This window comes from Paraburkholderia acidicola (assembly GCF_002362315.1).
In the GTDB taxonomy this organism is placed as follows: Bacteria; Pseudomonadota; Gammaproteobacteria; order Burkholderiales; family Burkholderiaceae; genus Paraburkholderia; species Paraburkholderia acidicola.
The window spans coordinates 356,143-368,975 of record NZ_MTZV01000003.1 but is presented as its reverse complement, the minus strand read 5'-3'; the positions used below and the strand labels follow the sequence as shown (position 1 = coordinate 368,975).

Sequence of the window (12,833 nt, the reverse complement as noted above, 5' to 3'; positions counted from 1 at the left end):
ACCGAACTCATGAACCAGCGGCGTCGTCCCTCACGTATCGGCCTTGTCCTCGGTGGAGGGGCGGCGCGCGGCTGGGCGCACATCGGTGCGATCCGGGCGCTGCACGACGCGGGTATCCGGCCCGATGTGGTGTGCGGTACCTCGATTGGCGCGCTGGTCGGCGCGGTCTACGCGCACGGCGACCTCGACTGGCTCGAAGAGTGGGTGTCGCGACTCACGTGGCAGACGGTGGTGCGGCTGCTCGATCTGCGGTTATCCGGTGGACTGCTCGGCGGCAAGAAAGTCATCCAGGTGTTTGCGGACCAGTTCGCGGGCTGCTCGATCGGCGAGCTGAAGATGCCGTTCGCCGCCGTCGCAACCGAACTCGATACCGGCCGCGAAACCTGGCTGCAGGACGGCAGCCTTGTCGATGCGGTGCGCGCATCGATTGCGATTCCCGGTATTTTTACGCCGCAGTGGCATGACGGGGTGTGGCTCGTCGATGGTGGTTTGAGTAATCCGGTGCCGGTATCGGTTGCGCGTGGGATGCGTGCGGATTGCGTGATCGCCATCGATCTGAATAACGACATCCTGAATGGCCGCGATCTGGGCGGTGTCACCGCCGAAACGCCTGCGCCGATCGCCGCGCGTGCTGCGGCCGTGGCCGTGGCACCGGTTCCGCCAGCAACGGAGAGCTCCATCAGCCCCACCGACGATGCCGCGCCGCCGCTCGCGTTACGCCGCAACGGCAAGCCATGGCCGCGCTGGCTGCAGCCAGCGCCCGGTTACGAAGAAAGTCACGATGTCCGTGTAGCACCGGCGCCAAGCGCCCGCGTGCCGTCGATGCTCAGTTCGATCGCGCAGAGCATCGACATCATGCAGGTGCGGATTACGCGTAGCCGGCTGGCTGGCGAACCGGCCGACATCCTGATCCAGCCGCGCCTGGGCGGGATGGGTATTTTCGATTTCCATCGCGCGCGACCGGCCATTGAAGAAGGGCGGGCCGCCGTTCAGGCGATGATGCCGGCGATTCTCGCCCGGCTTGGAATGGATTGATCGTCAGATTCTGAAAATTCCTCACAGCCAATCGTTTAATAAGACGAGTTACCGTATTTGCCAGTAAGCTTCCGGTCAAAGTCGTCTAGGGGTAGACGGGTTTTCGGTGCCACCACTTCGGGAAGAAAAATGAAAACGACGGCAAGTAAATGTATCTCGGCACTTTTTATAACAACCGTCTTCGCTGGATGCATGGTTCCTGCGCAAAATCGCGCCCCGGCTTCGGCTTCGGCTCCGACCGCGGCCGCGGCAAAATCGGATACTTCGCTTTCCACTGCTGACTGGGCCAAGGTTGTTGAAACTGACCGCGCGTCAGTTCGTGCGGGCCAACTGCCGAAAGAAGTTATCCAGTACGACCTTCAAATAGAAAAGATGATCCCGGAAGGTCAGGACATTCTGGCCACTCATGACCAGGCAAGGGCACACATCTGGTCGAAGAAAATGAATTCGATTACGGAAGCAAGAAACAAGGCCATCGAAAAATTCTCGGCAAAACAAATGGCCAGGAACAATGCAGTAGCCAATACATTCGGCAACGGAAAACCGGATCCCTGCTTGTCGCCTATGGGCAAGAACACGTGTACCGCGGCACCAGCCCGACAAGGGGATAGCGTGAATTACACGGTAGGCCCCGGCGGCATTGGGGCGACCATCGGTCATCTCACGGTGGGGCCTGGCGGCATCGGGGTGGGGGGCGGCTTCTGATATGTAGTAAAACGCCGCGCGGCCATGCTAGCGAGGGCACAACGTCAAACGGAGTGAGCGCCTGAGACCGCAGCGCTCACCCCGTCCATCAAACATCGCTAGACATACCGAAGCAGCTTACGAGCAAGCCTTGCCGTGATCGGCATGGAAGCCCTTGGTCTTCGCATCGGCTTCGCTCATGTACGAGCCAGCCTTCGTCTTGCCGTAGTACTTGTCGCCCTGGCAGTGGTACACCTTCGTGCTCGTGTTCACCCAGACCTGGCCCGGGCCGCCGCCGGGCGCTGCAGCCTTCGTGCTGGCAGCGGGCGTAGCCGTCTTCGTCGTCGTGGCCGCAGCCGGAGCGGCGGAGGAGGCCGGCGCTGCAGCAGCCGCTGCGGGGGCGCTAGCGCCTGCTGCCGGAGCACCTGCCGCGCCGTACCAGGTCTTCACGCCTTTATGCCCGGAGCACGCGCCTTTCTTCGTCGCACCCGAGAAGGACGAACCGTCCTTACAAAGTGCTGTCGTGCCTGCCGGCGCGGTAGCCGGGGCCGGAGTCTGCGCGTGGGCCGCCATCGCGGTGAACATGCCGGCAGCCACTACAACGGAAAGAAACTTGTTCATGGTGAATCCTTTAAGTAAGAGTCGAGGGAATCGTTTTCGACGGAAGCATTGGAGCAATTGCTGGTCGTGCTTGTTGTGATAGCGGATACCTTCACGGACTTCGGGGATTCATAGGCCCCATGATGGGTAGAGCCGATCCATGCCACGCGAAGATGTGGCACTGACGGGTATAACGCGTCACTTATCGGGTGCGCCGACCGGATCGGGCACCGTATTTGTCATTTTTTGTAAAGAAAAGTGAGCGTAGTCAGGACTGTTGCCTGATCCAGCTGGGATATCGCGCGGCGTTATGCGCTGCCGGCACGCGCACGGCTACGCCAGCGCAACACGATCCAGGCCAGCAGGATACCGACCGCTATGCCCACGAACTCGCAGAGCACGCGCACGCCGATACTGTCCGGATCGTGTACATCGGCGAGTGTCGCGCGCAGCAGAGCGGGCGACTGCAGGTTGGCGTAGTTGAAATAGAACAGGTTCCACAAGTCGCCGCTGGAACTGGGCAGCACGGACAGCATATAAGTCACGCCGAGCTCGCGGCCAGGGTTCCAGGGTTCCTTGCGGGTCAGCCAGTGCACCAGCAGCAGCATAAAGAATCCGATTACCGCTGCAATCGCACCCGCTTGCATACCGCCGATGATCCCGTACCCCATCCACGATTGGTCATAAAACATGCCAGCGCCGTCCGGTCATCGATAACGGCGCATTATGCACGAGGGTGCTTTCGCCAGGGATTCAGCGGGCATCAATCGCCCGCAGGCAGGAGTATTTCGGCGAGTTGCGCGGGCGCATCGACGAAAGTGAACGGGTTCAGGAACTGCCGCCGCCACAGCAAATGACGATCGACCTCGCTGAGCCGCGCTTCTGTGCAAACCGCTATCCAGCGATCGCGGATCGTTTCGATCTGCCGCGCGGCGAGCGCGAGCGCATCGTCGGTGGAGAGCAGGAACTGCGGCGCGGCCTTCAGGCATACGGCAATCCGGCTCCAGCGTTCGGTGCCGGTAATCAGCATCGCCTGGGTGGCTTCGTTGCCCGCGCGCGCCTGCGGGCAGATGTCGTAAGCGGGCGTCAACGTCAGCGCCGTGCCGTCCCAGTACGCGGCGTGATTGCGTGCGTGATCGTCGGTATTGCCGCACAGCACGTTGAACAGCATGCGCGCGAACAGTTCGCGCAGCATCGCCTTTGGTTCGCTGAAGCGATGCCGGACGATCGTGGCGAGGTCTTCATAGCTCGCGTAGCGCGCCATCATTTCGTCGAGCCCGAGCAACGTGAGCGCCGACACCATCGCGCGGCGTTGCCAGCCGTGCGCGGCACGCGTGCGATCGAACCGCTCGATCAGCAACACGTCCTTGCCACCTACCTGCTGCAGCGACACGGGCGCTGCCGCGATACCCGCTTCGGCGGCGAGACGCATCGCGATGTACTCGGCCTTGACGACGCTGTAGATATCGCTCTGCGACGAAAACTTCGCGATGTACTTCCTGTCGTGCGACGTGATCATCGCTTTCGGCCGCGCACCGCCTATCGAGCTGCCGTGAAACAGCGCACGCTCGAGGTCGGGGCTGAGCGGCACACCCTGTTCGACACTCGCGACCGCATTCGACAGATCGTCGAGCGACGCAGACGCGGCATCGCGCGGCACGTAGGTGCTGGCCGATTGCTGGAAGTCGAGCGCGCCGATCCGGTCGGAGCCCGACTCGAGCAGATACGTGAGTTCGTCCAGTTCGGCCGTGTCGATCTGACGGCCGCCGGCGCCGAACCTGCGATTGATGATCACGCGCCGGCCCCACGCGTCGGGCGCGGCATCGCGGATGCAGCCCGGCATCGACAGGCCGGCCGGCAACGGCAGCGTGCCCGCCTGCAGCGGTAGCTCGGGATCGTAGAGCGCGATCGCATCGTTGCGCGCGAGATAGCTGCGGCCGTAGTTGAAGACGATCTGCCCGCCCACTGCCGCGAGCCGTCCACACACCACCGGCCCGGTTGCGCCGGGCAACCAGACCCAGACGAAGGCTTCCTGGTAACTGCGCTCAGAAGTCATCTTTGGTCTCGATGCGCGGTGTACGGACTTTCTTCGGCAGCAGGATCAGCGTGTCTGCATAGCGTTGATTGAGGCTCGTCATCTCCGGCTGGTCGGCATCGAAAAGACGTAGACCGACCACGGCCGCGGCTTCGAATACCGCACCGATCGAGCAGGACGGATCGCCCTTTTCGATGCGCTGCACGAGGCTGCGCGACAGGCCGGCCCGTTCGGCCATCTGCGCGGTCGTGATGGTGCGCTCGATTCGCATGCGGCGGATCTGCTGCCCCAGCAGCAGGGCGGCATCGAGGCTGTAGCGGGAGAGGGGGCGGGACGCGAGCTTGGACATGGTTTCGACCAGATTGGCTTATTAATGAGTCTTTAACCGTGTTTTTGACTCATTAATGGATCATTCTAGGTCGCGCTGAGGCCCAAAGTCAACGTTGACTCGTTAATGAGTCTTTAACGCGGCTATTGACTCATTAATGAGTCAAAACGTCGGGTGGGGCGTTCCTATGGCGGTTTATCTTGCCCACAGCGCCTGGTGCAGGCTCACACCGTATCGCCACGTTTCGTCGCTACCACACGGCAGATCCGCTTGCCCGAGCTTTCGCTTGTCACGTCCTCGAACAGCAGGATCGCGCAGCCGGCCAGCTCGCCAAGCACGAGGGCGGGGTCGAACGCACTGTAGAGCCGGCCGTCGGCCAGCCGCTGGTCGGCGCCCTCGGTGACCCGCCACGACAGATACAGCACGCCGTCCGGCCGCAGGATGCGCAACAGGCTGTCGATGGCGGAAGCGATCTCGTCGACGGGCAGATGCATGATCACGGTTTCGCAGATCACGTTGTCGTAGGTGCCGTCGACACCGGCCAGCGCGGGCAATGTCGCTTCGCGAAACGTTACGTCGGGGTAGAGCCGGCGCGCTTCGTCGAGCAGCGCCGGCGAGCCGTCGAAACCCGTCACCGGATAACCCTGGCCGGTCAGCCACGCGGCGTCGCGGCCGTTGCCGCAGCCGATATCCGCGGTATCGCCGCCGGGCACCAGGTGCGTCTGCAGCATCGAGTAGAGGTCGTTCGGCGGCGGCTGGTCGAGCCAGTCCTGGCTGTAGCGGGCGGCGTCGCGCGCATAGGCGGCGAGCGTGTCGGGATCGATGCGGGAAGTCATGAGCGGATTGCCGGAAAGTAGAAGAAGCGTGCCCTGGAGCGACAGGCGGATGGCTGCCAGTCTATCGAAACGCCCATTGCGACGCCGCTTCGTCTATCGAAAAAGCGACTGCAAACTTGCGAAAACGCGGCGGGCACAGCCGGCGCTTCGCGCGCTCACAAAACCATGGCGCCCGCGAAAACAGGGAGTCCGGCACGGCGCGACCGCCCTGGCTGCTTATGTTGCGCCGCAATAACTCAAGTGTCGCCCGTTTGAGCAATTTATTTTTGCCTGCGAGTATCCGCGCCATGCCTCGAACCGGGCGGCGCTGGTATTCACGGCGACCGCATTTGCCACGATTCGCCAGCCCGATCAACCAGATGGAGACGCGCGTGTTCCTCTACGGCTTTGGCCCGGTGCTGCTCGCCGGTGCGATCCAGACAATCGAACTTTCCGTCCTGTCGCTCGCGGCGGCCGTCGTGCTCGGCCTGATCGGCGCGGCGGCGAAGCTTTCGCTCAACCGGCCGCTGCGCGCCATCGCCACGGCCTACACGACGCTGATCCGCTCGGTGCCCGATCTCGTGCTGATGCTGCTGCTGTTCTACAGCATCCAGATCGCGGTCAACAATCTGACCGATGCGCTCGGTCTGCCGCAGTTCGACATCGATCCGTTCGTCGCGGGTGTGCTGACGCTTGGCTTCATCTACGGGGCGTATTTCACCGAAACCTTTCGCGGCGCGTTTCTCGCAGTGCCGCGCGGTCAGCTCGAAGCGGGCGCCGCGTATGGCATGAGCGGCGTGCGCGTGTTCGCGCGCATCCTGTTCCCGCAGATGATGCGTTTCGCGCTGCCCGGTATCGGCAACAACTGGCAGGTGCTCGTGAAAGCGACCGCGCTCGTGTCGATCATCGGTCTCGCCGACATCGTCAAGGCCGCGCAGGACGCGGGCAAGAGCACCTTCAACATGTTTTTCTTCATCCTCATCGCCGCGCTGATCTATCTGGCCATCACGACCGTATCGAATCTCGTGTTGATCTGGCTCGAGCGTCGTTATTCGATCGGCGTGCGCCACGCGGAGCTTTGACACCACCATGATCGAGATCCTCACTGAATACTGGCGTGCCTTTCTGTACTGGGACGGCCAGCGTCTGTCGGGCGTCGCTGTGACGCTGTGGCTGCTGGTTGCATCGATCGGCATCGGTTTTGTCGTATCGATTCCGCTCGCGGTCGCGCGCGTGTCGAAGAAGCGCTGGCTGTCGATGCCCGTGCGTTTTTACACCTACGTGTTTCGCGGCACGCCGCTCTACGTGCAGTTGCTGCTGATCTACACGGGCATGTACAGCCTCGAATTCGTGCGCTCGCATTCACTGCTCGATGCGTTCTTTCGCAGCGGTTTTCATTGCGCGATTCTCGCCTTCGCACTGAACACCTGCGCGTACACGACCGAGATCTTCGCCGGCGCGATTCGCGCGACCTCGCATGGTGAAGTCGAAGCGGCGCGCGCGTACGGCATGAGCGGCTTCACGATGTACCGGCGCGTTGTGCTACCTTCCGCGCTGCGCCGTGCACTGCCGTTGTACAGTAACGAGGTAATCCTGATGCTGCATGCGACCACCGTCGCGTTTACGGCAACGGTCCCGGACATCCTGAAGGTCGCGCGCGATGTGAATTCGGCCACGTACCGTTCGTTCGAAGCGTTCGGTCTCGCGGCGCTGATCTACTGTGCGATTTCGTTTGCGCTGGTTGCGGGGTTCCGGCGTGCCGAGCGGCGCTGGCTGGGTTATCTGGCGGTGCGCTCGCACTGAGCGGCGCCGCCGCCGCACTTCGCACACGCTGTCGTACCGCAGGTTTTCACGCTGTTGCAAGACGGGACCGAAGACGGAACCCGTCACACACTCTGGGAGAGCATCTTGCTCCACACGACTCAAACCGACGCCTGCAAGCTCGCCGTGCAGGACATCCACAAGCGCTTTGGCGATAACGAAGTGCTCAAGGGCGTGTCGATGAACGCGAACAAGGGCGACGTCATCAGCATCATCGGGGCGAGCGGGTCGGGCAAGAGTACGTTCCTGCGCTGCATCAACTTTCTCGAGCGGCCGAACGCGGGGCAGATTGTTGTCGATGGCGAGGCGGTGCGTACCAAAGCCGATCGCGCGGGCAATCTCGAAGTGGCCGACCACAAGCAGCTGCAACGCATCCGCACGAAGCTCGCGATGGTGTTCCAGCATTTCAACCTGTGGGCGCATATGAACGTGCTCGAAAACGTCATCGAGGCGCCACGTCATGTGCTCGGTCTGTCGCGCAAGGAAGCGGAAGACCGCGCGCGCGAGTATCTGGAGAAGGTGGGGCTCGCGCCGCGCGTCGAGAAACAGTATCCCGCGCATCTGTCCGGTGGTCAGCAGCAGCGCGTGGCGATCGCACGCGCACTGGCGATGAACCCCGACGTGATGTTGTTCGACGAACCGACCTCCGCGCTCGATCCCGAACTGGTCGGCGAAGTGCTGAAGGTGATGCAGAAGCTTGCCGAAGAAGGCCGCACGATGATCGTCGTCACGCATGAAATGGGTTTCGCGCGCAACGTGTCGAACCATGTGATGTTCCTGCATCAAGGCCGTACCGAAGAAGAGGGTGCGCCCGCCGAGGTGCTCGCTGCGCCGCGTAGCGAACGGCTGAAGCAATTTCTCTCGGGTAGCCTCAAGTAACGCGCGGCGCCAGCCCGAGCGGATTGCCGATGGCTCGAACATCAAGTCCCACCCGTACGACGCAGGTCGCGATCGTCGCCTTGCCGCCGGTCTCGATGTCGGGCATCGGGCCGATCGTCGATGCGTTGACGCTCGCCAATGAAATCGATGGACGTGCGTTGTATCGCTGGCAGGTGTGTTCGTGGGACGGGCGCCCGGTGCCGCTGTCGGGCGGCGCGCAATGGCCCGCCGATACGGCGTTCGGCGATGCGGTGTCGTGCGACTGGTTGATTGTCGTTAGCGAGCGCTTCCAGCAGTTTGCCGATTACCGGCTGTTTCTCGCCAGTTTGTCGCGTGTCGGGCAGCGCACGCCGCTCGTCACCGGAATTCATCACGGCGTGTGGTGGCTCGCGATGGCGGGGCAATTGTCCGGCTACCGCGTGAGCGTCAACTGGGAAACCTATCAGCAGTTCGCCGAGCAGTTCGAGCGTTCGATCGTCACGCAGCAGATCTTCGAGATCGACCGCGATCGCGCCACCTGCGCGGGCGGCCAGGCCACCGTCGATTTCATGCTTGCGATGATCGGCCGCGAGCACGGCCCGGAACTCGCGGAACGGATTGCGGACACGCTCGGCGTCGGCGTGCTGCGCGCGGGCGAAGAACGCCAGCGCATTCCGTTCGTGACCGCGCCCGGCGAGCGCCATCCGCGCCTGAACGATGCGTTGCAACTGATGGAAGCGAACACCGAAGATCCGCTCACCACCGACGAGATCGCCGGTCTGGTCGGCGTGTCGCGGCGGCAACTGGAGCGCCTGTTTCGCCAGTATCTCGGCTCGATGCCGTCCAAGTACTACCTGGGGCTGCGGCTGTCGAAAGCGCGCACGCAGTTGCAGCGCACGAGCAAATCGGTCGTGCAGATCAGTCTGGCGTGCGGGTTTTCGTCGGCGGCGCACTTTTCGAATGCGTACCGCGAGCGTTTCGGCGTGACGCCGCGCGAAGACCGCCGCAACTGGCTCGACCGGCAGCACGGCGGCGCCGGCGCGGCGGCGAGCGAGCCGCGGCCGGGCGCGCTGATCGAGCCGCCGGACATGCCCGGCTCGTCCAGCGCGTAAAACCGATAAAAACGCGGCGAGCCCGACAGAACACGTCGCCTGTGCGCAAGACGTTTCGCACGGGGTTTCCTACACTATCTGCTATTACCGCAACGAGGATTCGCCATGAACGACCTGACTGTGACCCGCCAGACCTTCGATGAAGTCATGGTGCCGCTGTTCTCGCCAGCCGCCTTCGTGCCGGACCGCGCCGCAGGTTCGCGCATCTGGGATACCCAGGGCCGCGAATATATCGACTTCGCCGGCGGCATCGCCGTCACGGCACTTGGCCACGCGCACCCGGAACTGCTGAAAGTGCTGCACGAGCAGGGCAGCAAGCTCTGGCACATCGGCAACGGCTACACGAACGAACCGGTGCTGCGCCTTGCAAAGCGCCTCGAAGACCTGACGTTCGCCGACCGCGCGTTCTTCGCGAACTCCGGTGCGGAAGCGAATGAAGCGGCGTTGAAGCTCGCGCGTCGCGTCGCGTTCGAGCGTCACGGCGCCGATAAGGTCGAGATCGTGTCGTTCACGCAATCGTTCCATGGGCGCACGTTCTTTACGGTCAGCGTCGGTGGCCAGCCGAAGTATTCGGAAGGCTTCGGCCCGGTGCCGGCCGGCATCGTTCATCTGCCGTACAATGATCTCGACGCTGCCCGCAAGACGATCGGCGCGAAAACCTGTGCGGTGATCGTCGAGCCGATCCAGGGCGAAGGCGGCGTGATTCCCGCCGATCCAGCGTTCCTGCGCGGCCTGCGCGAACTGTGCGACCAGCACGGCGCACTGCTGATTTTTGATGAAGTACAAACAGGGGTAGGCCGCACCGGTTACTTCTATGCGTACCAGGACACGGACGTGACGCCCGACATCCTGACTACCGCGAAAGCGCTCGGCAACGGTTTTCCGATCGGCGCGATGCTGACCACCAACGAACTGGCCGCGCACTTCAAGGTTGGTGTGCACGGCACGACGTACGGCGGCAACCCGCTCGGCGCCGCAATCGCGGAGAAGGTCGTCGAGCTGATCAGCGATCCAGATCTGCTCGAAGGCGTGCGTCAGCGTGGCGACGCGATCAAGGCGAAGCTCGCGCAACTGAACAAACGCTTCGGCATCTTCAGCGAAGTGCGCGGTAAGGGCCTGCTGATCGGCGCCGAACTCACGGATGCGTACAAGGGCCGTGCGAAAGACTTCCTCACCGCATGTGCCGCACACGGCGCGATGCTGCTGATCGCGGGGCCGGACGTGCTGCGTTTTGCGCCATCGCTGGTGATGCCGCTCGATGACCTGAACGAAGGTTTCGTGCGCATCGGCAAGGCGATCGAGGAAGTGGTCGGCGCGACTGCGGACGCGCCGTCACGCTAACGCTAGCGTTAGCGAAGTTACCGTACTCACCAGGCCCGTCAGGTTCCTTCACCGCGCTTCAACTCATTCACTGGAACGACGATGCTCTTCGTACGCCCCGGCCGTCTCGCCGATCTCGACGCGCTCGAACACATGGCGCGCACGGCGCAACCCGTGCTGCACTCGCTGCCGCACGACCGGCGCGCGCTCGAAGCGCGGGTCGCGCTGTCGGAGGACTCGTTTAGCGCGGAAGTCGATTTTCCGGGCGAAGAGTTCTATCTGTTCGTGCTCGAAGACAGCGAGACTGGCAAGCTGCGCGGCACCGCTAGCATCGTGGCGGCAGCCGGCTATTCGGAGCCGTTCTACGCGTTTCGCAACGACGCGCTGATCCACGCGTCGCGCGAGCTGCATGTGAACCGCAAGATCCACGCACTGACGATGTCGCATGAGCTGACCGGCAGAAGCCGGCTCGCGGGGTATTACATCGACCCGGCATTGCGCGGCGACGCGGCGGCACACCTGATGTCGCGTGCACGGATGATGTACATCGCAGCGAACCGCCGCCGCTTCACGCCCGAGGTGTTCTCGCTACTGCTCGGCGTGACCGACGAAGCCGGCATGTCGCCGTTCTGGGAAGCGGTGGGCCGCAAGTTCTTCGGCCGCGATTTCGCCGATATCGAAGTGGAATCGGGTGGCCGCAGTCGCACCTTCATCGCCGAGGTGATGCCGAGCTACCCGCTGTATGTGCCGCTGCTGCCGGAAGCGGCGCAACGCGTGCTCGGCGAGCCCGACGAGAAAGCGCTGCTCGCTTACGAGATTCATCTCGAGGAAGGCTTCGAGACCGACCGCTACGTCGATATCTTCGATGCGGGGCCGGTGCTGACTGCGCAGATCGATCGCAGCGCGTGTGTCGTGCGCAACGAGACGCGTGCGGTTAGCGATGCTGAACCGCAGGAACACAATGACCGCGACGCCACGTATCTGATCGCCAGCAACCGCGCGGGCGAGTTTCGCTGCGTGCTCGGCGATCTGCCGGCGCAGCGCGGCAGTGCGCCGCTCTCGGCCGCCGCGCGCGCGGCGCTCGGTGTGCGGGAAAGCGATACGGTGCGCTGCGTGCCGCTGCATTTGCAGGCGGATACGGTGAACCGGGCGAGTAACGAATCTTCGGGAGACGCACAATGATCGTCGTTCGCGTCGTGCAGACGGGCGATGTGGACGCGCTAGTCGCGCTCGCTCAGGAAACCGGCCCCGGCCTCACCACTTTCAAGCCGGACCGCGAAGCGCTCGCCGCGCGGATCGAACGTTCGCGCCGGACCATGGAAGGCCGTGCGGAAGCGCACGAAGCCGGCTATTTCTTCGTGATGGAAGACACCGCCACCGGCGACGTTGCCGGTGTCTGCGGCATCGAAACCGCGGTGGGTCTTGAGCAGCCGTTCTACAACTATCGCGTGAGCACCGTCGTGCACGCGAGCCAGGACCTTGGTATCTGGACGCGGATGCGCGCGCTGAATATCTCGCACGACCTCACCGGCTATGCGGAAGTGTGTTCGCTGTTTCTAAGCCCTCGCTATCGCACGGGCGGTGTAGGCGGCTTGCTGTCGCGCTCGCGCTTCATGTTTATTGCGCAGTTTCGCGAGTATTTCCCGCAGCGTATCTGCGCGGAACTGCGTGGCCATTTCGACGCGGACGGCACATCGCCGTTCTGGCGCTCGGTGGGTTCGCACTTCTACCAGATCGATTTCAACGCGGCCGATTACCTCAGCTCGCATGGGCGTAAATCGTTTCTTGCGGAGTTGATGCCGCGCTTCCCGGTGTACGTCGATTTGTTGCCAGAAGAGGCGCAGGAATGCGTCGGCCTCACTCACAGCGACACGATTCCGGCGCGCCGGATGCTCGAAGCGGAAGGGCTGCGTTACGAAAATCACGTCGATATTTTCGATGCGGGCCCGGTGCTCGAATGCCACGTCGCGGATCTGCGCACGGTGCGCGAGAGTGTCGTCGTACCGGTGGCGATCGGCGTAGCGCACGAGGTGAACGTGACCGATGCAACGCAGGCGGAGCAGCGCTCGCTGGTATCGAACACCTCGCTCGACGATTTTCGCGTCGGCGCCGTAGCTGGTGTGCCGCACGACGGCGCGTTCCGTCTCACGGCAGAGGAAGCCGCGGCATTGAACGTGAAAGCCGGCGACCCGGTACGCGTGCTGCCGCTGAAACACAGATAAGGA

The 12,833-nt window shown here is 63.2% G+C and carries 14 protein-coding genes; 9 read left to right on the top strand and 5 right to left on the bottom strand.

Annotated features, from left to right (window positions below; translation table 11 throughout):
- Window positions 1–9: 9 nt before the first annotated feature.
- Together BWP39_RS09370 and BWP39_RS31455 are read left to right on the top strand one after the other, a co-directional pair.
- The gene (locus tag BWP39_RS09370) at window positions 10–1,035 is read left to right on the top strand and encodes a patatin-like phospholipase family protein (RefSeq protein WP_096719173.1); all 1,026 of its coding nucleotides are present in this window, start codon (window positions 10–12) and stop codon (window positions 1,033–1,035) included.
- 129 nt (window positions 1,036–1,164) lie between these two features.
- A complete protein-coding gene (locus BWP39_RS31455; RefSeq protein ID WP_133116843.1) occupies window positions 1,165–1,740 on the top strand; it encodes a hypothetical protein in 576 nt (191 codons plus the stop codon).
- 117 nt (window positions 1,741–1,857) lie between these two features.
- Here the strand turns inward: BWP39_RS31455 and BWP39_RS09365 are convergent, their stop codons facing one another.
- The 5 genes from BWP39_RS09365 to BWP39_RS09345 all read right to left on the bottom strand — a co-directional run bounded on the left by BWP39_RS09365 (window position 1,858) and on the right by BWP39_RS09345 (window position 5,506).
- Window positions 1,858–2,340, bottom strand: coding sequence for a DUF3761 domain-containing protein (locus tag BWP39_RS09365; protein WP_096719171.1), 483 nt, complete (start codon window positions 2,338–2,340; stop codon window positions 1,858–1,860).
- A 287-nt stretch (window positions 2,341–2,627) separates the two neighbouring features.
- Window positions 2,628–3,011, bottom strand: coding sequence for a hypothetical protein (locus BWP39_RS09360; protein ID WP_096719169.1), 384 nt, complete (start codon window positions 3,009–3,011; stop codon window positions 2,628–2,630).
- A gap of 71 nt (window positions 3,012–3,082) precedes the next feature.
- Window positions 3,083–4,375: a type II toxin-antitoxin system HipA family toxin gene (locus BWP39_RS09355; RefSeq protein WP_096719167.1), complete on the bottom strand. Its 1,293-nt coding sequence runs from the start codon at window positions 4,373–4,375 to the stop codon at window positions 3,083–3,085.
- Window positions 4,365–4,703 carry a helix-turn-helix transcriptional regulator gene (locus BWP39_RS09350; RefSeq protein ID WP_091018904.1) on the bottom strand — a complete coding sequence of 113 codons (339 nt, stop codon included), beginning with the start codon at window positions 4,701–4,703 and terminating at the stop codon, window positions 4,365–4,367. The genes BWP39_RS09355 and BWP39_RS09350 overlap by 11 nt, the downstream gene beginning before the upstream one ends.
- Before the next feature lie 203 nt (window positions 4,704–4,906).
- Window positions 4,907–5,506, bottom strand: a complete 600-nt coding sequence (locus BWP39_RS09345) for a class I SAM-dependent methyltransferase (protein ID WP_235851411.1) — start codon at window positions 5,504–5,506, stop codon at window positions 4,907–4,909.
- Between the two features lie 383 nt (window positions 5,507–5,889).
- On the opposite strand from BWP39_RS09345, the gene BWP39_RS09340 reads away from it, so the two are divergent.
- The 7 genes from BWP39_RS09340 to astA all read left to right on the top strand — a co-directional run bounded on the left by BWP39_RS09340 (window position 5,890) and on the right by astA (window position 12,830).
- A complete protein-coding gene (locus BWP39_RS09340; RefSeq protein ID WP_235851410.1) occupies window positions 5,890–6,579 on the top strand; it encodes an ABC transporter permease in 690 nt (229 codons plus the stop codon).
- Window positions 6,580–6,586: 7 nt separating this feature from the next.
- Complete coding sequence (locus BWP39_RS09335) at window positions 6,587–7,300, top strand: ABC transporter permease (protein ID WP_096719162.1); 714 nt, start codon at window positions 6,587–6,589, stop codon at window positions 7,298–7,300.
- A gap of 105 nt (window positions 7,301–7,405) precedes the next feature.
- Entirely contained in the window at window positions 7,406–8,197 is a 792-nt protein-coding gene (locus BWP39_RS09330) for an ABC transporter ATP-binding protein (protein WP_096719721.1), read from the top strand.
- 29 nt (window positions 8,198–8,226) lie between these two features.
- Window positions 8,227–9,288 carry a GlxA family transcriptional regulator gene (locus BWP39_RS09325; protein ID WP_096719160.1) on the top strand — a complete coding sequence of 354 codons (1,062 nt, stop codon included), beginning with the start codon at window positions 8,227–8,229 and terminating at the stop codon, window positions 9,286–9,288.
- Window positions 9,289–9,393: 105 nt separating this feature from the next.
- Window positions 9,394–10,629, top strand: coding sequence for an aspartate aminotransferase family protein (locus tag BWP39_RS09320; protein WP_096719158.1), 1,236 nt, complete (start codon window positions 9,394–9,396; stop codon window positions 10,627–10,629).
- A gap of 81 nt (window positions 10,630–10,710) precedes the next feature.
- The gene (gene aruF, locus BWP39_RS09315) at window positions 10,711–11,790 is read left to right on the top strand and encodes an arginine/ornithine succinyltransferase subunit alpha (RefSeq protein ID WP_096719156.1); all 1,080 of its coding nucleotides are present in this window, start codon (window positions 10,711–10,713) and stop codon (window positions 11,788–11,790) included.
- Window positions 11,787–12,830: an arginine N-succinyltransferase gene (gene astA / locus BWP39_RS09310; protein WP_096719154.1), complete on the top strand. Its 1,044-nt coding sequence runs from the start codon at window positions 11,787–11,789 to the stop codon at window positions 12,828–12,830. Before aruF ends, astA begins: the two co-directional genes overlap by 4 nt.
- The last annotated feature ends 3 nt before the right edge of the window (window positions 12,831–12,833 follow it).